This window comes from Rhizobium anhuiense bv. trifolii, assembly GCF_024346605.1.
GTDB classification, from domain to species: domain Bacteria; phylum Pseudomonadota; class Alphaproteobacteria; order Rhizobiales; family Rhizobiaceae; genus Rhizobium; species Rhizobium anhuiense.
In genome coordinates, this window is the sequence record NZ_CP098803.1 from 104,314 (window position 1) to 126,924 (window position 22,611).

22 protein-coding genes and 1 pseudogene are annotated in these 22,611 nt (G+C 60.2%); 9 read left to right on the top strand and 14 right to left on the bottom strand.

Features of this window, described 5'->3' with window-relative positions:
- The first annotated feature begins 652 nt into the window (after positions 1–652).
- The 3 genes from NE851_RS09160 (at position 653) to NE851_RS09170 (ending at position 1,444) form a co-directional block, all read left to right on the top strand.
- Complete coding sequence (locus NE851_RS09160) at positions 653–808, top strand: DUF3309 family protein (protein ID WP_017962528.1); 156 nt, start codon at positions 653–655, stop codon at positions 806–808.
- A 27-nt stretch (positions 809–835) separates the two neighbouring features.
- Entirely contained in the window at positions 836–1,093 is a 258-nt protein-coding gene (locus tag NE851_RS09165; RefSeq protein ID WP_018244057.1) for a YMGG-like glycine zipper-containing protein, read from the top strand.
- Positions 1,094–1,285: 192 nt separating this feature from the next.
- Entirely contained in the window at positions 1,286–1,444 is a 159-nt protein-coding gene (locus NE851_RS09170) for a hypothetical protein (RefSeq protein WP_164735953.1), read from the top strand.
- Between the two features lie 82 nt (positions 1,445–1,526).
- On the opposite strand, the gene NE851_RS09175 is transcribed toward NE851_RS09170, so the two are convergent.
- Together NE851_RS09175 and NE851_RS09180 are read right to left on the bottom strand one after the other, a co-directional pair.
- The gene (locus NE851_RS09175; protein WP_028756526.1) at positions 1,527–2,252 is read right to left on the bottom strand and encodes a beta-ketoacyl-ACP reductase; all 726 of its coding nucleotides are present in this window, start codon (positions 2,250–2,252) and stop codon (positions 1,527–1,529) included.
- Positions 2,253–2,323: 71 nt separating this feature from the next.
- Positions 2,324–3,505, bottom strand: coding sequence for an acetyl-CoA C-acetyltransferase (locus NE851_RS09180; RefSeq protein WP_028756527.1), 1,182 nt, complete (start codon positions 3,503–3,505; stop codon positions 2,324–2,326).
- A gap of 239 nt (positions 3,506–3,744) precedes the next feature.
- Here NE851_RS09180 and phaR point away from each other — a divergent pair, with 239 nt between their 5' ends.
- Complete coding sequence (gene phaR / locus NE851_RS09185; RefSeq protein WP_028756528.1) at positions 3,745–4,317, top strand: polyhydroxyalkanoate synthesis repressor PhaR; 573 nt, start codon at positions 3,745–3,747, stop codon at positions 4,315–4,317.
- Here phaR and NE851_RS09190 read toward each other — a convergent pair.
- From NE851_RS09190 to mtgA, 5 genes are all read right to left on the bottom strand, one after another.
- The gene (locus NE851_RS09190; RefSeq protein ID WP_254959981.1) at positions 4,312–4,719 is read right to left on the bottom strand and encodes a hypothetical protein; all 408 of its coding nucleotides are present in this window, start codon (positions 4,717–4,719) and stop codon (positions 4,312–4,314) included. The two genes, phaR and NE851_RS09190, sit on opposite strands and share 6 nt — an antisense overlap.
- Positions 4,720–4,862: 143 nt before the next feature.
- A complete protein-coding gene (gene rpmF / locus NE851_RS09195; RefSeq protein WP_003543812.1) occupies positions 4,863–5,048 on the bottom strand; it encodes a 50S ribosomal protein L32 in 186 nt (61 codons plus the stop codon).
- A gap of 155 nt (positions 5,049–5,203) precedes the next feature.
- The gene (locus tag NE851_RS09200) at positions 5,204–5,851 is read right to left on the bottom strand and encodes a glutathione S-transferase family protein (protein WP_254960003.1); all 648 of its coding nucleotides are present in this window, start codon (positions 5,849–5,851) and stop codon (positions 5,204–5,206) included.
- A 13-nt stretch (positions 5,852–5,864) separates the two neighbouring features.
- Positions 5,865–6,587: a DUF1868 domain-containing protein gene (locus tag NE851_RS09205; RefSeq protein ID WP_063473843.1), complete on the bottom strand. Its 723-nt coding sequence runs from the start codon at positions 6,585–6,587 to the stop codon at positions 5,865–5,867.
- 222 nt (positions 6,588–6,809) lie between these two features.
- Positions 6,810–7,562 (bottom strand): monofunctional biosynthetic peptidoglycan transglycosylase, encoded by a 753-nt coding sequence (gene mtgA, locus NE851_RS09210; RefSeq protein ID WP_028756532.1) that lies wholly within the window; start codon positions 7,560–7,562, stop codon positions 6,810–6,812.
- 136 nt (positions 7,563–7,698) lie between these two features.
- On the opposite strand from mtgA, the gene NE851_RS09215 reads away from it, so the two are divergent.
- Positions 7,699–8,613, top strand: a complete 915-nt coding sequence (locus NE851_RS09215) for a polyprenyl synthetase family protein (RefSeq protein ID WP_028756533.1) — start codon at positions 7,699–7,701, stop codon at positions 8,611–8,613.
- Positions 8,614–8,748: 135 nt separating this feature from the next.
- Here the strand turns inward: NE851_RS09215 and hisC are convergent, their stop codons facing one another.
- From hisC to NE851_RS09235, 4 genes are all read right to left on the bottom strand, one after another.
- Positions 8,749–9,810: a histidinol-phosphate transaminase gene (hisC, locus tag NE851_RS09220; protein ID WP_028756534.1), complete on the bottom strand. Its 1,062-nt coding sequence runs from the start codon at positions 9,808–9,810 to the stop codon at positions 8,749–8,751.
- A 16-nt stretch (positions 9,811–9,826) separates the two neighbouring features.
- Entirely contained in the window at positions 9,827–11,077 is a 1,251-nt protein-coding gene (gene ispG / locus NE851_RS09225; RefSeq protein ID WP_028756535.1) for a flavodoxin-dependent (E)-4-hydroxy-3-methylbut-2-enyl-diphosphate synthase, read from the bottom strand.
- Positions 11,078–11,276: 199 nt separating this feature from the next.
- The gene (locus NE851_RS09230; protein WP_028756536.1) at positions 11,277–12,467 is read right to left on the bottom strand and encodes an MFS transporter; all 1,191 of its coding nucleotides are present in this window, start codon (positions 12,465–12,467) and stop codon (positions 11,277–11,279) included.
- 65 nt (positions 12,468–12,532) lie between these two features.
- Positions 12,533–13,309, bottom strand: coding sequence for a DeoR/GlpR family DNA-binding transcription regulator (locus NE851_RS09235; protein ID WP_028756537.1), 777 nt, complete (start codon positions 13,307–13,309; stop codon positions 12,533–12,535).
- Between the two features lie 211 nt (positions 13,310–13,520).
- Here NE851_RS09235 and NE851_RS09240 point away from each other — a divergent pair, with 211 nt between their 5' ends.
- The 4 genes from NE851_RS09240 (at position 13,521) to NE851_RS09255 (ending at position 16,956) form a co-directional block, all read left to right on the top strand.
- Positions 13,521–14,390, top strand: coding sequence for a DMT family transporter (locus NE851_RS09240; RefSeq protein WP_028756538.1), 870 nt, complete (start codon positions 13,521–13,523; stop codon positions 14,388–14,390).
- Positions 14,391–14,542: 152 nt separating this feature from the next.
- A complete protein-coding gene (locus NE851_RS09245) occupies positions 14,543–15,316 on the top strand; it encodes an amino acid ABC transporter substrate-binding protein (protein WP_017995516.1) in 774 nt (257 codons plus the stop codon).
- A 201-nt stretch (positions 15,317–15,517) separates the two neighbouring features.
- Positions 15,518–16,198 carry an amino acid ABC transporter permease gene (locus NE851_RS09250; protein WP_012759450.1) on the top strand — a complete coding sequence of 227 codons (681 nt, stop codon included), beginning with the start codon at positions 15,518–15,520 and terminating at the stop codon, positions 16,196–16,198.
- Positions 16,195–16,956 (top strand): amino acid ABC transporter ATP-binding protein, encoded by a 762-nt coding sequence (locus tag NE851_RS09255; protein ID WP_028756539.1) that lies wholly within the window; start codon positions 16,195–16,197, stop codon positions 16,954–16,956. Before NE851_RS09250 ends, NE851_RS09255 begins: the two co-directional genes overlap by 4 nt.
- Before the next feature lie 300 nt (positions 16,957–17,256).
- Here NE851_RS09255 and NE851_RS09260 read toward each other — a convergent pair whose 3' ends face one another.
- From NE851_RS09260 to NE851_RS09270, 3 genes and pseudogenes are all read right to left on the bottom strand, one after another.
- Complete coding sequence (locus NE851_RS09260; RefSeq protein ID WP_028756540.1) at positions 17,257–17,829, bottom strand: NADPH-dependent FMN reductase; 573 nt, start codon at positions 17,827–17,829, stop codon at positions 17,257–17,259.
- A 190-nt stretch (positions 17,830–18,019) separates the two neighbouring features.
- Positions 18,020–21,483, bottom strand: a pseudogene (gene pyc / locus NE851_RS09265) (pyruvate carboxylase).
- Positions 21,484–21,699: 216 nt separating this feature from the next.
- A complete protein-coding gene (locus NE851_RS09270) occupies positions 21,700–22,455 on the bottom strand; it encodes a helix-turn-helix transcriptional regulator (protein ID WP_028756542.1) in 756 nt (251 codons plus the stop codon).
- Between the last annotated feature and the right edge of the window lie 156 nt (positions 22,456–22,611).

The following is a 22,611-nucleotide window of genomic DNA, read 5'->3' on the forward strand; positions in this document are numbered from 1 at the left end:
CACGATTCGGAACAGCGTGAGAACGAATCAGCGACGAATCGCTGACTCCAGCTGATTCAGCTTTTGTTCACGGCTAAGTATTGATTTTGAATCACTTTTTCCCACTAGATGCTGAATCGCGAGACTCCCTCCCATTCGCATTTTCGCCGTCGTGAGCGACGATTCCCGCGCCGATTTTGAACAGGCGAGAGCGTCCCGAAATTAACCTCTCGACCAAAGCCGGAACGAATCGGAGACGAATCGCTGACTCCGCGGTTTTCGCCTTTCGTTCACGACCAAATCTGGTGGCATCACCAGGTCCGGACGCTAGATGCGGAATCGGCAGCGGAACTCTTCGCCCGCCTCCTGGCATAGGCATTAATCTTTTTGAAGCCGGATTCAGACAGCGTTAAGTCAAGGCGGCCAATCGCGATGGGTCGATCAAAAGCGGAACGAATCGCTGACGAATCGGCGACACCGCGGCTTTCCCTCTTTGTTCACCGCAACATATTGTATTTAAATGTAATTTTAACCATAGCGGCAATTTTCCGAGATGACGGAAATTAACCGTGAATCACGCCCTTGTCACATTTCCAAGCTTAACCGGGAACAAAAATCGCCAATGCGTGTTTCTGGTCCATCCAAATTGCGGATGAAATGAAGGAAACACACCATGCTTGGCACGATACTTCTAATTATCCTCATTCTGCTCTTGATCGGAGCCTTGCCGAATTGGGGTTACAGCCGTGGCTGGGGCTATGGACCTTCTGGCGGTTTGGGGCTAGTTCTCGTGATTATCATTATCCTTGTACTAATGGGCCGCATCTAAAGGCCAACGAACCTGGGGAGTTACGACATGATGAAGAAGATTGTTCTTATTGGTGCGCTGGTCGGCGCTCTGGCATCCTGCACAGCAACCGAGCAAGGTACGGCGATCGGCGCCGGCACCGGTGCGGTCATCGGCGGTGTCGTCACCAACAGCTGGGGCGGTGCCGCCGTCGGCGCCGTGGCCGGCGGTCTAACCGGCGCTCTCATCGGCCACTCGGTCGAACGCCGCGGCTACTGCGTCTATCGCGACCGCTACGGCCGCCGCTACGAGGCTCGTTGCCGCTAATCGGCAAAACCATATCGGACTCCCAACGGGCGCTTCTGCGCCCGTTTTTTTGGCCTGCCGCATCCGTCAACGAGACGTTGACAATCGGTTATGAAAGCCACACCTACTGCTACCCAACAGGCAGGCACATATTTCCTTCACCAGCGCAACGGACAGGCACAGCCGCCCGGCGCACCGGAAAGGAACGCTTTCATGATCCAGATTTTCCTGAATTCCCTTGTCGCCGTTCTCATCGCATCGGCCTTTCTGACGAATGCGATAACAGCCCTTAGCAGCCAGGATCGCTCGCTGCGGAAAGTACCGGTCAAGGTTCGGACAGAGCGGCAACCGAATGCCGACCGCCGCTCTTAATCCCGTAAATGATCAAAGCGATGGCGCGTCCTGCCGGACGCGCCATCGCTTTGAATCTGCGTATAACCGTTTAAAGGAATAATTAGGCGAAGAACTGTCCGCCATTGGCCGTCAGCGTCGAACCGGTGATGAAGCCGGCATCGTCGGAGACGAGGAAGGTGACGCAGCGCGCGATCTCTTCCGGCTCGCCGAGACGGCCGACGGGGATCTGCGGAATGATGCGTTCGTTCAGCACCTTCTCCGGCACGGCAAGCACCATTTCCGTGCCGATGTAACCGGGGCAGATGGCGTTGACGGTGATGTTCTTGGCTGCCCCTTCCTGGGCCAGCGCCTTGGTGAAGCCGAGATCGCCCGCCTTGGCCGCCGAATAATTCACCTGGCCCATCTGGCCCTTCTGGCCGTTGATCGACGAGATATTGACGATGCGGCCGAAGCCGCGATCGCGCATGCCGGTCCAGACCTGATGCGTCATGTTGAACAGGCCGGTGAGGTTGGTATTGATCACCTCGTGCCACTGCTGCGGCGTCATCTTGTGGAACATCGCGTCGCGGGTGATGCCGGCATTGTTGACGAGGATTTCGACCGGCCCGATCTCGCTTTCGATCCTGGCGATCCCTTCGCCGCAGGCAGCGTAGTCGGAAACATCCCATTTGAACACCGGAACGCCGGTGACATCGTGAAAGGCTTTGGCCTTCTCGTCGTTGCCGGCATAGCTGGCCGCGACCCTGTATCCGGCATTTTTCAGTGCCATGGATATTGCCGCGCCGATGCCGCGTGTACCCCCGGTGACCACAGCCACTCTGCTCATGCTTCGCTCCCCTTTTGTTTTTCGCCCCGCCGCATGGCGGGATTTTCAATCAATCCTGGATCGTATGCTATTTAAAGTGCTTCAAAGCACATGGCCACACCCATGCCGCCTCCGATGCAGAGCGTGGCGAGACCCTTCTTGGCGCCGCGGCGCTTCATTTCGAACAGCAGTGTGTTGAGAACGCGCGCGCCGGACGCGCCGATCGGATGGCCGATCGCGATCGCGCCGCCATTGACGTTGACGATCGCCGGGTCCCATCCGAGATCCTTGGTGACAGCGCAGGCTTGCGCCGCGAAAGCTTCGTTCGCTTCGACGAGATCGAGATCGTTCACCGACCAGCCGGCCTTTTCGAGCGCCTTGCGCGAAGCCGGGATCGGCCCGGTGCCCATAATGGAAGGATCGACGCCCGCCGTTGCCCAGGAAACGATGCGGGCGAGCGGCTGGATGCCGCGCCGGACGGCTTCCGCTTCGCTCATCAGCACCGCCGCAGCGGCGCCGTCGTTAAGGCCGGATGCATTCGCGGCCGTCACAGTGCCGTCCTTGTCGAAGGCCGGGCGCAATTTCCCCATCGCTTCCAGTGTGGCGCCGTGACGGATATATTCGTCGGCATCGACCGTAACGTCGCCCTTACGTGTCTTGATGACGTAGGGGATGATCTCGTCGGCAAAACGGCCGGCCTTTTGCGCCGCTTCCGCCTTGTTCTGCGAAGCCACGGCGAACTGATCCTGGTCGTCGCGCGACAGCTGCCACTGACGCGCGACATTTTCGGCGGTGATGCCCATGTGATAACCATGGAAGGCGTCGGTCAAACCGTCCTTGATCATCGTGTCGACCATCTTCATGTCGCCCATCTTGACGCCGCTGCGTAAGTGCGCGGCATGCGGGGCCATCGACATGGATTCCTGGCCGCCGGCAACGATGATCTTGGCGTCGCCGGTGGCGATCTGCTGCATGCCGAGCGCGACCGCGCGCAGGCCCGAGCCGCAGAGCTGGTTGACGCCCCAGGCAGTCGCCTCCTTCGGAATGCCGGCCTTTATCGCCGCCTGGCGGGCCGGGTTCTGGCCCTCGCCGGCGGCAAGCACCTGGCCGAGGATCACCTCATCCACCTCGCCGGCATCGACGCCGGCGCGCTCGAGCGCCCCCTTTATGACCGCCGCCCCGAGCTCATGCGCGAGGACCGTCGCGAAAGCGCCGTTGAACGAGCCGACTGCTGTTCGCCCTGCACTGGCGATGACGATGGATGAATTGCTCATGGGGACGCTCCTCGTTTTCGTCTCACTTACATAAGGAGAAACTGGCAAAGCTTGGAGCACAAGTCAAACGCGAAGACCGGCTGCCGCCATTTTTCAGCCGAAGCGCTCCCAAGCCCGATTCATCTGCTCTGTTAAAGGTTTGCCGCATCGCACAAAGAGATTGTCACCGGCCTTCTTTTGCGTTTACAGTCTCAAGTGGAGGAAGATCCATAAATCAGACGGGGGTTCAGGAGACTGATATGGCGAAGCATGAGGGTCAGATCGTTATCAAGAAATACGCCAATCGCCGCCTATACAACACCGGCACCAGCACCTATGTGACGCTGGAAGACTTGGCGGAGATGGTGAAGAAAGGCGAAGACTTCACCGTACAGGATGCAAAAAGCGGAGATGACATCACCCATTCGGTGCTGACCCAGATCATTTTCGAACAGGAATCGAAGACCGGCAACACGTTGCTCCCGATCTCCTTCCTGCGCCAGCTCATCACCTATTACGGCGACCAGATGCAGATGGTCGTTCCGAGCTTTCTCGAACATTCGATGCGCGCTTTCACCGAACAGCAGTCCCAGATGCGCGAGCAGGTGAACCGCGCCTTCGGCGAGACGCCGCTTGGCAAGAACCTGCAATTGCCGATGCAGATGGTCGAGGATCAGGTTCGCCGCAACACCGAGTTGTTTCAGCAGGCGATGCAGATGTTCTCGCCCTTCATGACGCCGCCCGCCAAGGAAAGCCGCAAGGCCGAAGCCAAGGATATCGATGAGTTGAAGGAACAGCTCCGCGCCCTTCAGAACAAACTCGACAACCTATAATCCGATCGAGACATCACGCCCGGCGCTCCGGATCGAGACGGCAAAACCGCCGATCACATCGATCAGGGCGATCGTCATCAAAATGAAGAATACCTGCGTCGCAGCATCCCGGACGAGCAGAAACTCGACCAGGAAGGCGATGAACACCAGCATCGACAGCATGTGGTTGGCGAGATTGCCGGGCCCGGTTCTGGTCGCCCTGAGGATTTCGAAGAACAGCACGACGAGGGCGATAACGATGAACAGATCGCCGAGCGCCATGCTCCAGATCGCGCCCGAGATCATCGACAGCACGATGATATCATGCTGCAGGGCCGGAATGCCGCCATCGCCCATCAGGCCCAGCATTGCCAGATTGTAAAGAATAAACGGGATAATCATCAGGGGCATGGCGGCAATCATCGGCAATCTCCTCAGCAGGAGAAGAATACTGCCGCAAACCGCTGCCAGACCGCAAGTCATTGCAAATATTATATCGTCGAAACAGAAAAGGCCGGCTTGAGGCCGGCCTTGAAACTTTCGATCGGACAAGCCGGATCGCGAAATTATGCGCTTTCCTTCGGCGTCAGAACCTGACGGCCGCGATACATACCGGTCTTCAGATCGATATGGTGCGGGCGGCGCAGTTCGCCGGAGTTCTTGTCTTCGACGTAGGTCGGAGCCTTCAGTGCGTCGGCCGAACGGCGCATACCGCGCTTGGACGGGCTTGTTTTTCTCTTCGGTACAGCCATTTCTCTTACTCCACTTGCGGGCAAAACATTCCCACGGCCAGACTGGCGGCCGAAACGGACATGTCGCGATTTCGGAATTTGGCGCGCTTATACATGCAAGGGGTGGCCTTGACCAGTCCCCATGCGTATTTTTTGCGAAGCCGATGATTCCGGGCTCAGACTTCGTCTTCCGGCACGATCCAAGGCTCCGCGCGGGCCGCCTCTTCCCATTTTCGCCAGGCCGGATGCGCCTTCATGGTCTCCATATAGGCCAGCGTATCGTTTCGGCTGACGAGATCATAAATGTCGAAGCGGTTGACGACAGGCGCAAACATCGCATCCGCCCCGCTGAACGCACCAAAGAGAAACGGTCCGCCGGATTGCTGCAACAGGTCGCGCCAGATTGTCTCGATGCGGCTGATATCGGCGTCGACACCATCCGGCAATGCGATCTTGGCCTTCGGCCGGCGGATATTCATCGGGCAGGCGTTGCGCAGCGCCCGAAAGCTCGAGAGCATTTCCATCGAAACCGAACGGGCAAGCGCCCGCTCGGCCCGATCCCCAGGCAGAAGGCCGGCCTCCGGATAAAGCTCGGCGGCGTATTCGATGATCGCCAGCGATTCCCAGATCTTCAACGCGCCGTGCTTGAGAAGCGGCACTCGCCCGGTCGGCGAAACCGCCTTGATATTGGGATTACCGGCCGCATCGTCGAAGGGGATCAGGACCTCCTCGAAATCGATGCCGACGCCGGTCAGCGCCATCCAGGGCCGAAACGACCAGGAGGAATAGTTCTTGTTGGCGATATAGAGCGTCGGTTTGTCCATGGGCCTCCTCCGTTCAGGCTTCGAAATCAAAGATCAGCAATTCGTGGAAATGGTTCATGTCCTCGAACACGCAGAATGCCGGCGGGGTAAGCTCGAAAACGGGAGCCTTGCGGCGGATATCCTCGGCCACGTCATCGAGCATCGCCTGCCAGCGCGGCAAGGCTCCGTCCTCAAGCCGTTCGACCGCATAGGCGAAGGTCATGTGGAACTTATAATCCTCGTGGTTCGGCTGGCGATAGCCGAGAAGATCGGCCAGCGCGTTGCGCCAGGCGCGCATGACCTTGCGGTCCGTCTCCGTCGCCCCGTCGACGAGCAGGCCCGACGGGCGAGCTTCGACGATCGCGACCCTGAAGGGGTCAGCCATCGAGAAACCTTCGAGCCTGGCCGCCATCAACTCGGTCATGTCTTCGATCGGCGTATCGAGCGGCAGATCGCCCGGCCAGCAATCCTGCCGGCGCCGGGTTTCGATGACGCCTTCGAAAAGTGTCATGTGAAGACTTGATATCGGCGTAAAGAGGAACTGCGGAGCCTCGGGCATGGCCAGATATGTCTCGCGCGCCTCGATCAGCGCCATCTGCGTCTGCGAACCCTTCTCGATATGGCAGACGATGGTGTTGCCGGCTTCCGGGAGAAAGCCGCCGATTTTGCGATAGCGGCTGCCGAGATGGGCGGGCGGGTTCGGATTGTGCGTCTTCGAATAAGAGAGAAGCTCGGGCGAAAATGTCGTGATGGTCATGGGCGAATCAGGGCTCTGGTTGGACTGCATCCGTCCATATGGCAGAACCAAGAATGTCAGATGACGCTTACCGCCTCTAGAGCATGATGCCGAAAAGTGTGCGCGGTTTTCTCATGACATCACGCTCTCACAATATAATTTAGAACAGGATTCAGATTTCAGGCCGCCCCCGGGCTAAAATCATCCTGTTCTGACGACAAGTTCTGATGTCAATCTCTGATGTCAATCATAGATGCACTTGATGTAATCGCCCGAACCTTGCGCACGCCTCTCGATCACGCCGGCAAGCCGGCGAAGGCCGCGTCCGGGCTTGCCGGCATTGCGGTCGATCGGGTTCGGCAGCGAGACGGCTAGCAGCGATGCCTGGCGCCGCGTCAGCTTCGAGGCCGGCACCTTGAAATGATGCTGGGCGGCCGCCTCGATGCCGTAGATGCCGGGGCCCCATTCGGCGATATTGAGATAGATTTCCATCAGCCGCCGTTTCGACAGGACGAAATCCGTGGCGACCGCAAGTGGAAGCTCCAGCGCCTTGCGCACAAAGGAGCGGCTGTTCCAGAGGAAGAGGTTTTTCGCCGTCTGCATCGGGATGGTGCTGCCGCCGCGCGTCGCCTGGCCTTTCAGCGTATCCTCGACCAGCATGCGCATTTCAGCCCAGTCGACGCCGCCGTGAAAGCAATATTGCCCGTCCTCCGACATCATCACCGACTGCACCACGACCGGGGCGATGTCATCCAGCGACACCCATTGCCTGTCGTAACCGCGCAGCAGAAGAAGATCGCGCAGCATCAGCGTCGAGACGGGGTGAATGAAGGGCAGCAGATAGAAAAAGATCAACGCGTAGGGAAGGATCAGAAAGACCAGGACGGCAAGAACAATGCGTTTCAACACGCGCCGATCTCCGAACCGCCGATCTCCGAACCATTGCCGACGAACCGGCATGTCGACGCTGTCCTCTCTCTCCGGCGCTATATCCAATGTTCCCCAGTCCGATTTCGCTCCTCTCGTTCTCATAGCGCCTGTACAGAGCTTATGCCAGAGTGCGTGGTGAATCTTGCCGCTGTCATCGACAATTCCGTTGCAAGCCCGGGGGCGCTCATGCCAAACAGCGCCCATGGACGCGAACCGGGACACTTTCGAAACGAGGCTGAAGAACAACGCCCACGAGATCGAGGCGCTGCTCGACGCATTGCTTTCACCAAGCATCCTTTCCGATGAAATCGCCAGGCCCGAAAGGCTGCGCGATGCCATGCATTATGCCGTGCTGAACGGCGGCAAGCGGCTGCGCCCATTCCTGGTCGTCGAAAGCGCTGCCCTTCTCGGCGGCAACGCTGAGGCAGCACTTCGCGTCGGCGCGGCACTCGAATGCGTCCACTGCTATTCCCTCGTCCATGACGACCTGCCGGCCATGGACGATGACGACCTGCGCCGCGGCAAACCAACGGTACACATTAAATTCGATGAAGCGACCGCGATCCTCGCCGGCGACAGCCTGCTGACCTACGCCTTCGATATCGTCGCCGCGCCGGAAACGGCGCTTCCCGATACCAGCAAGGCATCGCTGGTGCTGGCCCTTGCCCGCGCCGCCGGTCTTGGCGGCATGGCCGGCGGCCAGGCCCTCGATCTGGCAGCGGAAAAACAAGCCCCTGACGAGGCCGGCATCATCCGCCTGCAGGCGATGAAAACGGGCGCGTTGATCCGCTTCGCCTGCGAAGCCGGCGCCATCATCTCGGCAAGTGCGCCGGAAGACCGCCGCCGCCTGCGCGCCTTCGGCGAAAAGATCGGCCTTGCCTTCCAGCTGGCCGACGACATTCTTGACCTGACTTCGGACACCGAGACCATGGGCAAGGCGACCGGCAAGGACGCAGCCCGGGGCAAGGGAACGCTCGTCGCCCTGCGCGGTATGGAATGGGCCGAGCGCCAGCTCCACCAGCATGTCCGCGATGCCGAGGCGCTGCTTACCCCTTACGGCGCCCGTGCCTCGACCCTTACCGCTGCGGCGCATTTCATCGCCGACCGGAAGAGCTAGAGCAATTCCAGGAAAAGTGCGAAGCGGTTTTCCCAGGCAAAGCGCGACGCGTTTTTACCGGGAATTACGTAAAACAAAGGAATAGAGTGGTTCTGCGCTTCCGTTAAAAGCTGAACCGCTCTATCCCTTTCCAGGTCAGGCTGCCAATATTTCCGTGAGAGCCGAAACCAGGCGGGCACATTCCTCGTCCGTGCCGATGCTGATCCGCAGGAAGTCCGAAATACGCGGCTTGGCAAAAAGCCGGACGAGAATGTTCCGCTCGCGCAGGGCGGTGAGAAGCGCTGCACCCGACTGACTTTGGTGCCTTGCGAAAACGAAATTCGCCTGGGACGGCAAGACCTCGAAATCCAGCGCTTGGAGTTCGGAGACGAGGTTTTCCCGGCTGGCGATAAGCTTCCTCCGGCATGTCTCGAACCACGCCTCGTCCTTGATCGCCGCCGTCGCGGCGACCTGCGCCAGGCGATCGAGCGGATAGGAATTGAAACTGTCCTTGACGCGCACCAGCGCCTCGATCAGTTCCCGCTGCCCCAGCGCGAAGCCGACGCGCAGGCCTGCGAACGAGCGGGATTTCGACAGGGTCTGAATGACAAGCAGATTGGGATATTTTGAAATGAGCGGGACGGCGCTTTCGCCGCCGAAATCGACATAGGCCTCGTCGATCACGACGACCGCATCCGGGTGAGCGGCGACAAGCGCCTCTATGTCGGCACGCGGCAGGCCGATCCCGGTCGGTGCATTCGGATTGGGGATGATGATCGCGCCGCACGGCCTGTCGTAATCCGCCAGTCGGATCTGGAACCCGTGATCGACAGGCACTTCGATCGCTTCGACATCGTATAGCAGGCTATATGTCGGGTAGAAGCTATAGGTCACATCGGGATAGAGAAGCGGCCGTTCGTGTTTCAACAGCGCCTGAAACGCGAGGGCGAGGACCTCGTCGGAGCCGTTGCCAACGAATACTTCTTCTGCCATCAGGCCGAAACGGGCGGCGATCGTCTCGCGCAATTCCGTCGCCGCGGGATCGGGATAGAGCCGCAGACGATCGTCCGTCGCTTGCCGGATTGCCTCGAGTGCCTTCGGAGACGGCCCGTAGGGATTCTCGTTGGTGTTGAGCTTGACCAAGCCGGCGATACGCGGCTGCTCTCCGGCGACATAGGGCCGAAGCTTGCTGACGATATCAGACCAGTACCGGCTCATTCGAACTCGCGGGCGTTCATTCCGCCGCCGTCCGCTGGCCGAAACGCTTCTCGATATAATCGACGACAAGCGCCTCGAAGTCGGCGGCGATATTGGGGCCGCGCAGCGTCAGCGCCTTACGGCCATCGATGAAAACAGGGGCGGCCGGCGTCTCGCCGGTGCCTGGAAGCGAAATGCCGATATCGGCATGTTTGCTTTCACCCGGCCCGTTGACGATGCAGCCCATGACGGCGACGTTCAGCGCCTCGACTCCGGGATACTTTTCGCGCCAGACCGGCATGTTCTTGCGAATGTCGTTCTGGATGTTCTGGGCAAGCTCCTGGAACACCGTCGAGGTCGTGCGTCCGCAGCCCGGACAGGCGGCAACGACCGGTATGAACTGGCGGAAGCCCATGACCTGCAGGATCTCCTGCGCCACCTGGACTTCGCGGGTGCGGTCGCCATTCGGCTCGGGCGTCAGCGACACGCGGATCGTATCGCCGATGCCATGCTGCAACACGAAGCCCATGGCCGCCGACGAGGCGACGATGCCCTTGGTGCCCATGCCGGCTTCGGTCAGACCGAGATGCAGCGCGTGATTGGAGCGTTCGGCGAGCATCGAATTGACGGCGATCAGATCCTGCACCTGGCTGACCTTGGCCGACAGGATGATGCGGTTGCGCGGCAGGCCGATCTCCTCGGCAAGGGCTGCCGAAAGCAGCGCCGACTGCACGATCGCCTCACGCGTCACCTGCCGGGCCGAAAGCGGCGAACCGGCCGCGGCATTCTGGTCCATCAGCGCCGTCAGCAGATCCTGGTCGAGCGAACCCCAGTTGACGCCGATACGCACCGGCTTGTCATGGCGGATCGCCATCTCGATGATCTCGGCGAACTGCTTGTCCTTCTTGTCCTTGAAGCCGACATTGCCGGGGTTGATGCGGTATTTCGCCAGCGCCGCGGCACAATCGGGATGATCGGCGAGCAGCTTGTGGCCGATATAGTGGAAGTCGCCGATCAATGGCACGTCCATGCCGAGCCGCAGCAGCCGCTCGCGGATCTTCGGCACGGCAGCCGCACTCTCGTCACGGTCGACGGTGATACGCACAAGCTCCGAGCCAGCCCGGAACAGGGCGGCGACCTGCGCGACGGTCGAGTCGATATCGGCCGTATCGGTATTCGTCATGGATTGCACGACGACCGGCGCCCCGCCGCCGACGATGACGCCGCCGACATCGACGGCAACGGAAGCGCGGCGCGGTTTCGGATCAAAATCGGCGGCTGACAACATGAAGAGTTCTTGCACCCCTAAAGCATGTCGCGCAAAAGTATGCAGCGGTTTTGCGATCACGACATGCGCAAAATAAAGACCTAAAGCGCGAGAAGCAAATCTGAAAGATTGCGACGCGCTTTAGAAACAGCGCCTTTCAGGTGGATCATGACCGCTTTCTTGTCAACCGCCCCCGATATCACTTTTGGTTGGAGGCGGTTCAGTGGCCGCCTCCGGAGGTCCCATCGGCATAATGGGCCAGTTTGGAAAACAGGAGGACGACGAGCAGCAGCACCGGCAGCGCCATGAAGACCGCAGCGAAGCCGACATGCTCGGCGACGAAGCCGATCAAGGACGGTGCGACCAGCATGCCGGAGTAGCCCATGGTCGTGACGACCGAGATGCCGATGCCGGGCTTGAGGCCGGGAATATTGCCCGCCGCCGAGAAAGCGATCGGCACCATGTTGGAAATCCCGATCCCGCAAAAGGCAAAACCCAGGATAGCGATCTCGGCATTGGGGGCCAAGCCTGCAAGCAGCATGCCGACGATCGCAAACAGCGTGCAGATGCGCAGCGTCTTGACGCCGCCCAGACGGTCGCGCACCAGATCGCCGGCAAAGCGCATGATCGCCATGGTCGCCGAAAAGGCTGCGAAACCAAGACCGGAAAGTGCCACGGATGCATCCATTTCCTGCCGGAGATAGAGCGCGCCCCAGTCGAGAACCGCACCTTCCGGCACCATGCTGAACAGCGCCATCAATCCGAGCAGCCACGGCAGCGGCACCATCGGCAGCTTCGTCTTTTCCTTCTTGGTGTCGGGATGCGGCGGGTCCGCAAGGATCATCGGCCATGCCAGAGCAAGGAAGATTGCCGCCAGCACCGTCGCCAGTTCCGCATGACCGAGAATACCGAGCTTGGAAATCACGATGCCGCCGAGACCTGAGCCGATCAGTCCACCAAGACTCCAGAACGCATGGCAGGACGACATGATGGCGCGGCGCATGGATTTCTCGACCGACACCGCATTGGCATTCATCGCCACATCCATTGCGCCAATGAAGCCGCCGAACAGGAAGAGCGAGATGGCCCCGGTGATCACATTTGGCGCGAGCGTCAATGCCAGCAGCAACGGCAGCACGCAGACAGCCGTCACCTGAACGACGATACGCGAGCCGTGCTTGGCAATCTGCGCACCGGCAATCGGCATCATGACCAGCGAGCCGACGCCGAAGACGAGGATCATCAGCCCAAGCTCGAACTTGCTCAGCGCCAGACGCTCGGCAAAGTCCGGAATCTTCGGCGCCCAGCAGCCGACGACGAAGCCATTCATGAGAAAGAGCAGGGAAACCGCCGCCCTGCTTCTGGTAACGAAGCCGCTCCGGACCCCCGGCGCACTTACATGACTGTCCATTTCTCGGTCTTTCCTCATTGCCGGGCTTGCAAGCGCCCGATTTCCCTAAACTCTGTGACGTCGCCTCAGTTCGTTTTCTCGGCGATAACAGTCCTGCATCCGCGCTCGCGGTAGCGGCCGAGAATTGCCGGATCGGCATCGTGTTCGACCACCAGACATTCGCAATGGGCAACCGGCAGGACACTATGGGGGGCGGCAGTGCCGAATTTCTCCGAGGTTGCAGCCACCAGCACCCTTTTGCTCCTCGACGTCGCAAACCGCTTGAACTCCGCATCCTCGAAACCGAACACCGTGATGCCGGCCTCAAGGTCGACGCCGCAGGCGCCGAGAATGCAGAGGTCGGGCGAAATCTGCTCCATATCGCGCAGGGCCTTGGCGCCGAGCGCACCGCCCGTCTGCCGATCGACCATCCCGCCGATCAGGATGACGTTGATGGCAGGCTTGTCGATCAGCGCTGCGGCAATCGCCGGCGCATTCGTCGCAGCCGTCAGCGCAAGATCGGCCGGCAATGCATGGGCAATCGCCAGATTGGTGCTGCCGGCATCGAAGAACACGGTCGAACCGGCGGCGATCTGCTGTGCCGCAGCGCGCGCCAGCGCCTGTTTCCGGTCGGCGGCAAAGCCGATGCGCTGCGTCAGGCTTCCATGCGCCGGCGAGACCGGCAATGCGCCGCCATAGACCCGCTCGCAGAGCCCCGCGGCCGCCATCTCGCGCAGATCGCGCCGCACCGTATCCTCGGAGACGCCGAATTCGAGGGCAAGTTCCGCCGCCAGCACGCGGCCATTCATCCGCAACCTCTCGGAAATCACCCCTTGACGCTCGCGTAATAGAAAATCCTGCATGTTCCTACCGGATCGACATCTCACAAATCTAGAAACGTGCATAAACACTTATGATCGTGCAGGCAATACGCATTGCTACACGTTTTCTGACGTTTTGAAACAAAGTCACTACCAGAGCGAAATATGTCCTATTGACCGGTCTAAGAGGCAGGAATATCGATTCATCATTCCCGATTCCCTCCGGCATATCCGCCATCTGGTGCGTCTTCCTGTGAAAAACTCCGTCAGCCTGGGCATCCTGCTCACGACCGTCGCCTATATGGCGTTTACCTTCCATGACGCGATCATCAAGATCCTGACTTCAAGCATTCCCGTCTGGCAGATCCTGTTTTTCCGCAGCCTCACGATCTTCCTCGGTTGTCTCGCCTATGGTCGCGGCAAACTCGTTCGCCAAACGATCACATCGCCGATCGTCAAGCCGATGATCGCCCGCAGCATCCTTCTTCTTTGTGCCTGGCTTTCCTATTATTCCGCGGCAAGCCGCCTGCAGCTTGCCGAAGTGACGACGCTTTATTACGCCGCACCTGTCGTCGGTACCCTGCTCGCATGGGTCATCCTGAAGGAAGAGGTCACGCCGGCGCGCTGGCTGGCCGTCGGCGTCGGTTTCGTCGGTGTCTTGATCGCCTGCAATCCGGTCGGCCTCACCATTTCCTGGCCGGTCTATCTTGCGCTGCAGGCGGCCGTCCTCTGGGCATCCGCCATGGTGCTGCTGCGCAAGACGTCGCTGCACGAAAAGACCATCGTGCAGCTCACCGTTTCCAACGTCTTTTTTCTTGCCCTGACCGGCCTTGCCGTTCTCTACACCTGGCAGACCCCCGATATGACGCAGCTCGCGCTGCTCATTGCCACAGGCATCGTTGCCGGCTGCGCCCAGTTCGCCCTTTTCGAAGGCATGCGCCAGGCGCCCGTCTCCGTGCTTGCACCATTCGAATACAGCTCTCTCGTCTGGGCCTTCCTCCTGGGCTATCTGATCTGGGCCGACATCCCGACGCACAATGTGGTCGTCGGCGCGGCCCTGATCCTCAGCGCCGGATTGATCATCATCGTCAGCGAAAGGCTGCGCCGCCGGGCCGGAGCATGATGCCTGTTTCCGCAGGATTCATGGTTGGAACGGCCGCTTGAGAAAATTATTTGCAGTTGCTGCTTTTATTCGCAGTTTTCTACGCTTCCGGCGCCATAATTTTCTGCAAAGTATCCCCATCCGATGACAACCTCCCAAGGATGGATAAAACAATGAACTGGTTGAAAACCGTCGCCGCTGCCGCCCTCATTCAGGCTGCGGCCCTCCTGCCTGCCCATGCCGGCGAGAACCTCGCCGCCATCAAATCGGCCGGCGTCTTCAAGATCGGTACCGAAGGCACCTATGCGCCCTTCACCTATCATGACGAAAGCGGCAAGCTCGTCGGCTTCGATGTCGAGATCGGCGAAGCGATCGCCGCCAAGCTCGGCGTCAAGGCCGAGTTCGTCGAAGGCAAGTGGGACGGCCTGATCGCCGGCCTCGATGCCAAGCGCTACGACACCGTCATCAATCAGGTCGGCATCACCGAAACCCGCAAGCAGAAATATGATTTCTCCGAGCCCTATATTGCCTCCAAGGCCGTGCTGATCGCCCGTGACGGCGATGACAGCATCAAGTCCTTCGCCGATCTGAAGGGCAAGAAGGCCGCCCAATCACTGACCAGCAACTTCGGCAAGCTCGCCACCGAAGCCGGCGCCGAACTCGTCGGCACCGACGGTTTCGATCAGTCGATCCAGCTCGTGCTGACCAAGCGCGCCGACGCCACGATCAACGACAGCCTCTCCTTCCTCGATTTCAAGAAGCACAAGCCGGACGCGCCGGTGAAGATCGTCGCCGAACAGGAAAATGCCGACTACTCCGGCGTCATCATCCGCAAGAACGAGCCGGAGCTTCTCGCCGAAATCAACAAGGCGCTTGCCGACATCAAGGCCGACGGCACCTATAAGAAGATCGCCGACAAGTATTTCGGCCAGGACGTTTCCAAGTAAGCTTCGTTCAAGAAAAGAACCCCCGCCCCCACAAGGGCAAGGGGGTTCGATGCCGCGCCGCCTCATCTCAGAACAGCCTCCCCGCCACAGTACGGTCGCTATTTGGCGCGCCGAAGGCCCCGATAAGCCCCTCCCCCTTGTGGGGAGGGGTTGGGGAGGGGTATTCCACTTCGACGCACCAACCGACCAGAAGGAATTCCCTTGGCGCACTGGCTCCAACTGATGGCGGAATCGCTGCCTTCGCTCCTGTGGGCGGGGCTGATCTTCACGATTCCGCTGACCCTGCTCTCCTTCGTCTTTGGCCTGGCCCTCGGGCTCGCCACCGCGATCGCCCGACTCTTCGGGCCGATGCCGCTCTCCGCCGTCGCGCGCTTCTATGTCTGGGTCATCCGCGGCACGCCGCTGCTCGTTCAGCTCTTTGTCATCTTCTACGGCCTGCCGAGCCTCGGCATCCTGCTCGATGCCTTCCCGGCCGCCCTCATCGGCTTCACCCTGAATATCGGCGCCTATAGCTCCGAGATCATCCGCGCCGTCATTTCCTCGGTGCCGAAAGGCCAGTGGGAAGCTGCCTATTCGATCGGCATGAGCTGGCGCCAGGCGATGAGCCGCACCATCCTGCCGCAGGCCGCCCGTGTCGCCGTGCCGCCTTTGTCGAATACTTTCATCTCGCTGGTCAAAGACACTTCGCTTGCCGCCGCCATCACCGTGCCGGAACTCTTCCAGGCGGCGCAGCGCATCGTCGCCACCACTTATGAGCCGTTGATCCTCTATATCGAGGCGGCGCTGATCTATCTCGTCCTGAGCTCCGTCCTCTCGCAGCTGCAAGTGCGGCTGGAACGCCGCTTCGCGCGTTATGGCGGTATGCTGGAGGCAAATGCATGATCGAGCTTTCCAACATCGAAAAGCGCTTCGGCGATGCGGTCATCCTGAAGGATATCAGCATCCGCATCCCCGAAGGCAGCGTCACCGCGCTGGTCGGACCTTCCGGCGGCGGCAAGAGCACGCTGCTGCGCTGCATCAACCTGCTCGAAATTCCGACAGCAGGCGCGATCCGCCTGGGAGAGGAAACGCTGGCCTTTACCCCGGACAAACGAACGAGCTGGCAGGCGATCCAGAAGATCCGCCGCCAGACCGGCATGGTCTTCCAGAACTTCCAGCTCTTCCCGCATCAGACCGCGATCGAGAATGTCATGGAAGGTCTGGTGACGGTGCTGAGATGGCCGAGGGAAAAGGCCCGCGAACGCGCAATGGAATTGCTGACCAAGGTCGGCATGACCCACAAGGCCGACGCCTGGCCTTCGACACTATCGGGTGGCCAGCAGCAGCGCGTCGCAATTGCCCGGGCACTGGCGCCATCGCCGCGCGTGCTTCTTTGCGACGAGCCGACATCCGCGCTCGATCCCGAACTTTCGGCCGAGGTGGTCGATGTGCTTGGCAAGCTTGCCAGCGAAGGCACGACGATGGTGATGGCGACCCATGATCTCCGGCTCGCCTCGAAGATCGCCAATGACGTCGTTTTCCTGGAAGCCGGAAGCGTGGTGGAAACGGGCAGCGCCAGGGCGATCTTCAATACGCCGGAGCGCGAGCGCACCAAGCGCTTCATCTCGACGATCAACGCCGCCAATACTTACGATATCTGAGCTAGAGCCTTTCCGGGTTAGATTGCAGCATTCTGTTGGCTCAAACGGAGTCGGATGGTCGACCGGCCGGCGCGCGTCGTAGCCCGGCTCTACGGCCAAGCCGGCCCGTTTCAGCCAACCCTCCCGCAGATTTGCCTTGCAAATCTGCAAGACTTTAGAAGCGCCGGACGCACCTATTGCTTCGCATAGTGAAGCAGTGCGGCCGGTGGGCCGGGCATCTTTGCGCCGGCAGAATGCTGCAATCCAACCGGGAAAGGCTCTGGTGCCGGGATGCGAACATCCCGGCATTGCTCGCTGCAATCAGGAGGCCGTAACGACGGCGCGCGCGGCCTTCAGCGCATTGCCCCACCAGGTGAGCTGATCGAGCATGTTCTTGGCGGCCTCATTGAGATGGGCGTAATCACCGAGGCTCTTGCCTTCCTTGAGAACCGCAAGATATTCGCTGAACGCGATGTGGACGGCGGTCTTGACGGACGCTGCGCTCATTTCGACGAAGATCAGGCGAAGCTGCTCGACCGCACGTGCGCCGCCGACGCCGCCGTAACCGACGAAACCGACCGGCTTCTGAATGAATTCGCCGAGATCGATCGCGTTCTTCAGAACCGCGGTCGGCGCATGGTTATATTCGGCGGCGGTAAAAATGAAGCCGTCGAACTCGCGCAGCTTCTTCTTCCAGTTCTCTGCGGTTTCGCTTTCCGCCGTGGTGGCGCGCTCTTCCCCGAAGAAATGCATGGGGTAGTCGAGAAGGTCGAGAACTTCGACTTCGAGATCAGAGCGCTGGCTGGCGAAATCTGCGATCCACTTGGCCGGATGCTGGGCAAAACGGCCAATACGCGTGCTGCCGACAATGACGGCAATCTTCAACTTGCTCATAGACGATTTCCTGATGGGTCTTGGGGGCGGGTGGTGAGCGTGCCAATCTATGAGAAAGCCTCCTCGCCGGGCAAGGCAAGGAGGCCGCTCACTTTTCACAAAATCAGCTTTTTAACAGCCCGACCGTACACAATCGGGTGATCGGTAGCATGGCCGAATGCAACCCTTCGGAAACATCGACCCCGCCTGCTCAGCCGGCGTAGACGACGAGCAGGTCCTTGGCGTCGATCTGATCGCCGGCGCGCACCAGCACCTCGGAAATCGTGCCATCCTTTTCCGCGTGCAGCGCCGTTTCCATCTTCATCGCCTCGATGGAGACGAGCACGTCGCCGGCATTGACGACCTGGCCGGGCGAGACGAAGACACGGCTGATGACACCCGGCATCGGCGCACCGACATGGATGGCATTGCCCGGCTCGGCCTTGCGGCGGACGGCGGCACCCGTCGCCCCATGAGCCCGGTCCGGCACCTTGATGCGGCGCGGCTGGCCGTTGAGCTCGAAGAAGATGGTCACCATGCCCTGGCTGTCCGTCGCGCTCATCGCCTGGTTGACGATGACGAGCGTCTTGCCGCGTTCGATATCGGCAAACAGTTCCTCGCCATCCTTGAGACCGTAGAAATAGGCCGGCGTCGGCAGCACCGAGACCGGGCCGTAGGTGTCGGAGGCGAGCGCGAAGTCGGTGAAGACCTTCGGATACATCAGATAGGAGGCAAACTCGAAGTCGCTGATCTCTCGCTCGAGTTTCGTCTCGATGACTTTACGCTCGGCATCGAGATCGGCCTCCTTGAGCAGCGAGCCGGGGCGCACGGTATAGGGCTTGTCACCCTTCAACGCCTTCTTCTGCAGCGCTTCGGGCCATCCAGACGGCGGCTGACCGAGATCACCCTTCAGCATCGATACGACCGATTCCGGGAAGGAGACTTCCTTGTCGGGGCTGACGACATCGGCGACCGTCAGGTCCTGCGAAACCATCATCAGCGCCATGTCGCCGACGACCTTGGAAGACGGCGTCACCTTGACGATATCGCCGAACATCTGGTTGGCGTCGGCATAGGCCTGCGCCACCTGATGCCAGCGGGTCTCGAGGCCGAGCGAGCGAGCCTGTTCCTTGAGGTTGGTGAACTGGCCGCCCGGCATTTCGTGCAGATAGACTTCGGATGCCGGACCCTTCAGATCGCTTTCGAAGGCCGCATACTGGTTGCGCGCCGCTTCCCAATAGAAGGAGATACGGCGGATCCATTCCGGATCGAGGCCCGGATCGCGCTCCGTACCGCGCAGCGCCTCGACGATCGAACCGAGACAGGGCTGCGAAGTATTGCCGGAAAGCGCATCCATGGCCGCATCGACGGCATCGACACCGGCATCGACGGCGGCAAGGACGGTCGCAGCCGCAATACCCGATGTATCATGCGTGTGGAAATGGATCGGCAGGCCGGTCGCCTCACGCAGCGCCTTGAACAGAACCTTGGCAGCCGCGGGCTTGAGCAGGCCCGCCATATCCTTGAGCGCGATGATGTGAGCGCCGGCCTTTTCGAGCTCGACCGCAAGGTCGGTATAGTATTTCAGATCATATTTTGGACGGGCCGAGTTCAGGATATCGCCGGTATAGCAGATCGCCGCCTCGCAGAGCTTGTTCTCCTCGGCAATGGCATCCATCGAGACGCGCATGTTCTCGACCCAGTTGAGGCAGTCGAAGACGCGGAAGAGATCGATGCCGCCCTTGGCCGCCTGGCGAACGAAATACTTGACGACATTGTCGGGATAATTGGTGTAGCCGACGCCGTTGGCGCCGCGCAGCAGCATCTGCAGCAGAAGGTTCGGCGCCCCCTCGCGGATCAGTGCCAGGCGCTCCCACGGATCCTCGGTCAGAAAGCGCATGGAAACGTCGAAGGTCGCGCCGCCCCAGCATTCGAGCGACAAAAGATTCGGCAGCGCATGCGCATAGGTGCCGGCGATGCGGGCGATGTCATAGGTGCGCATGCGGGTGGCGAGCAGCGACTGATGGCCGTCGCGCATCGTCGTGTCGGTCAAGAGTACGCGCTTTTCGTTGCGCATCCATTCGCCGAATTTCTTCGGGCCGAGCGTGTCGAGGAGCTGCTTGGTACCGTCCTTGACCGTATTGCCGTTGGCATAGGGAACCACCGGTTCGGCCGCGTTATCAAGCGGCCGCGGCCGGTCCTTGGCCTCGGGATGGCCATTGACGGTGACGTCGGCGAGATAGGTGAGCAGCTTCGTGGCGCGATCCTGGCGCTTGACCTGCTGGAAAAGCTCCGGCGTCGTATCGATGAAGCGGGTCGTGTAGCTGTTATCCCGGAACTTCGGATGGCCGATGATCGCTTCGAGGAAGGTCAGGTTGGTGGCGACGCCGCGAATGCGGAATTCGCGCAGCGCCCGGTCCATGCGGGAAATCGCTTCGGATGGATTTGGCGCCCATGCCGTGACCTTGACGAGAAGCGGATCGTAAAAGCGGGTGATGATGGCGCCGGAATAGGAGGTGCCGCCGTCGAGCCGGATGCCGAAACCGGAGGCCGAGCGATAGGCGGTGATCCGACCGTAATCCGGAATGAAATTGTGCTCCGGATCTTCCGTGGTGATGCGGCACTGCAGCGCATGGCCGTTGAGACGGATATCCTTCTGCCCGGGCACGCCCGATTCCGGCGTGCCGATTGCAAAGCCGTCGAGGATGTGGATCTGCGCCTTGACGATGTCGATGCCGGTGACGACTTCGGTCACCGTATGCTCGACCTGGATACGCGGATTGACTTCGATGAAGTAGAATTTGCCGGTATCGGCATCCATCAGGTATTCGACGGTGCCGGCGCCGATATAATTGGTCGCCGCCGCAATCTTCAACGAATAGGCGGCAAGCTCCTGGCGCTGCGCTTCCGAGAGGTAGGGGGCCGGTGCGCGCTCGACGACCTTCTGGTTACGGCGCTGGATCGAGCAGTCACGCTCGAAGAGATGCACGACATTGCCGTGCGTATCGCCGAGAACCTGGCTTTCCACATGGCGGGCGCGCTCGACGAGCTTTTCCAGATAGACCTCGTCCTTGCCGAAGGCGGCCATCGCCTCGCGTTTGGCCTCCGTCACTTCGCGGGCAAGGTCCTTCGGATCGCGGATGGCGCGCATGCCGCGCCCGCCGCCGCCCCAGGAAGCCTTGAGCATGACGGGATAGCCGATCTCCTCGGCCATCTTGGCCACTTCGGCCATATCCTCGGGCAAGGGCCGGTGGCCGGCACCACAGGCACGCCGACCGAGATCGCCAGGTTGCGCGCTGCAACCTTGTTGCCGAGCTGGCGCATCGTATCGGCCTTCGGGCCGATGAAAATGATGCCGGCCTTGTTGCAGGCATCAACGAATTCGGGGCTTTCCGACAGCAGGCCGTAGCCGGGATGGATCGCGTCCGCGCCCGAAAGCTTGGCGACGCGGATCACCTCCTCGATCGAGAGATAGCTCTCGATCGGACCCATATCCTTGGCGAGATGCGGGCCGCGGCCGACCTGATAGCTCTCGTCCGCCTTGAAGCGGTGCAGTGCCAGCTTGTCCTCTTCCGCCCAGATGGCCACCGTTTTTATTCCAAGTTCGTTGGCCGCGCGGAACACGCGAATGGCAATTTCGGAGCGGTTGGCAACGAGAATCTTGGAAATGGGCAAAACGGTCTCCTCAGACGTTCAGACGCGGGCATGCTGCACCCGCGAAGAAAATTCTTAACTTCTTGTCACAGGAAGTTCAATTTCTCTTGCGACTGCGAAATGCACTTTCTCGCCATTCTGAAGCGCATAGCATCGGACTCGCGTCATTTGACGCGCTTATCTTATGATCATGCATGTCGTTGTCCAAAGCCGCTGCCCCGTTTTGGACGACATGCATCAGCTTATCAGGCCATGGCGGAAGGCAAGCGCCACCACTTGCTGCCTGTTTTTCGCCTTCAGCTTGTCCTGCAGGCCATTCATATACCAATCGACGGTATGGTTTGAGATCTTCAGCATCTTGCTGATCTCCATCGAGGTCATGCCTTCGGCGAGATAGTGCAGGATTTCCATCTCGCGTCGGGTCAGCGGCGTCTCGGCCGGCAGCACGGTCTCCAGCGCCTGCACTTCGCCTTTCAGGTCGAGCAACCGCCAGAAGGCCTTGCGCGCCACCGCCTCGAACAGTGCGATCTCCACCGGTGACAGCTCGATCGGCTTGCCGGCGAGATTGAGGCTGCCGAGAATGCCGTTTCGTCCGTGGATCGGAAAGATGTAGCCATCTTCCAGTCCATGGCCGAAGGCATCGACCATCATCTGCTCCATACGGCGTTGCTGCCCATCCTTGCTGAACGCCGCCATGCTGTCTCGCCAGCGGAAAGGCCGCTGGGCATGGGCGAGATAACGCACCATCGGATCGATCAGCACATATTTTTTCGCGGTATATATCTGCGGCCATTGTTCCGGCCAGCGGCCGGCAAGCGCCGCAGCCCAGGGTTCCGGATTCGGCTGCGCCGGATTCTGCGGCACATGGCGCAGCAGGCCGTAATAGTCGAAGCCGCAGCCGTGGATGCCCTGCTCCAACTCGGTGACGACGACCTCAGGATTTGAACATTCTTCCAGAATTATAAGCAATTGAATTAACGAATTAATATTCACAAAATGCCCCTTGCCCGGACTTGACGCCCGCATCGAGGCCGTCGGCGGCTTTTCAAATTGGTCGCGAAACGGTCTTCTTCAAAAAATGCAGTCACTAATTTAATGCTGTGCTAAACATTTAATAAAATGCAAGCGCAAATTGTTGCGAGATATGTT

What these genes read in the sequence shown, in the direction of transcription:
- phaR (WP_028756528.1), top strand. Translation starts at nt 3,745, where the DNA reads ATGGCGAAGCATGAGGGTCAGATCGTTATCAAGAAATACGCCAATCGC.
- NE851_RS09180 (WP_028756527.1), bottom strand. Translation starts at nt 3,505, where the DNA reads ATGAGCAATTCATCCATCGTCATCGCCAGTGCAGGGCGAACAGCAGTC.
- NE851_RS09230 (WP_028756536.1), bottom strand. Translation starts at nt 12,467, where the DNA reads ATGGACAGTCATGTAAGTGCGCCGGGGGTCCGGAGCGGCTTCGTTACC.
- NE851_RS09160 (WP_017962528.1), top strand. Translation starts at nt 653, where the DNA reads ATGCTTGGCACGATACTTCTAATTATCCTCATTCTGCTCTTGATCGGA.
- NE851_RS09200 (WP_254960003.1), bottom strand. Translation starts at nt 5,851, where the DNA reads ATGGACAAACCGACGCTCTATATCGCCAACAAGAACTATTCCTCCTGG.
- NE851_RS09165 (WP_018244057.1), top strand. Translation starts at nt 836, where the DNA reads ATGATGAAGAAGATTGTTCTTATTGGTGCGCTGGTCGGCGCTCTGGCA.
- NE851_RS09215 (WP_028756533.1), top strand. Translation starts at nt 7,699, where the DNA reads ATGGACGCGAACCGGGACACTTTCGAAACGAGGCTGAAGAACAACGCC.
- NE851_RS09190 (WP_254959981.1), bottom strand. Translation starts at nt 4,719, where the DNA reads ATGATTGCCGCCATGCCCCTGATGATTATCCCGTTTATTCTTTACAAT.
- NE851_RS09245 (WP_017995516.1), top strand. Translation starts at nt 14,543, where the DNA reads ATGAACTGGTTGAAAACCGTCGCCGCTGCCGCCCTCATTCAGGCTGCG.
- NE851_RS09170 (WP_164735953.1), top strand. Translation starts at nt 1,286, where the DNA reads ATGATCCAGATTTTCCTGAATTCCCTTGTCGCCGTTCTCATCGCATCG.
- NE851_RS09260 (WP_028756540.1), bottom strand. Translation starts at nt 17,829, where the DNA reads ATGAGCAAGTTGAAGATTGCCGTCATTGTCGGCAGCACGCGTATTGGC.
- rpmF (WP_003543812.1), bottom strand. Translation starts at nt 5,048, where the DNA reads ATGGCTGTACCGAAGAGAAAAACAAGCCCGTCCAAGCGCGGTATGCGC.
- NE851_RS09175 (WP_028756526.1), bottom strand. Translation starts at nt 2,252, where the DNA reads ATGAGCAGAGTGGCTGTGGTCACCGGGGGTACACGCGGCATCGGCGCG.
- NE851_RS09235 (WP_028756537.1), bottom strand. Translation starts at nt 13,309, where the DNA reads ATGCAGGATTTTCTATTACGCGAGCGTCAAGGGGTGATTTCCGAGAGG.
- ispG (WP_028756535.1), bottom strand. Translation starts at nt 11,077, where the DNA reads ATGTTGTCAGCCGCCGATTTTGATCCGAAACCGCGCCGCGCTTCCGTT.
- NE851_RS09205 (WP_063473843.1), bottom strand. Translation starts at nt 6,587, where the DNA reads ATGACCATCACGACATTTTCGCCCGAGCTTCTCTCTTATTCGAAGACG.
- hisC (WP_028756534.1), bottom strand. Translation starts at nt 9,810, where the DNA reads ATGAGCCGGTACTGGTCTGATATCGTCAGCAAGCTTCGGCCCTATGTC.
- NE851_RS09255 (WP_028756539.1), top strand. Translation starts at nt 16,195, where the DNA reads ATGATCGAGCTTTCCAACATCGAAAAGCGCTTCGGCGATGCGGTCATC.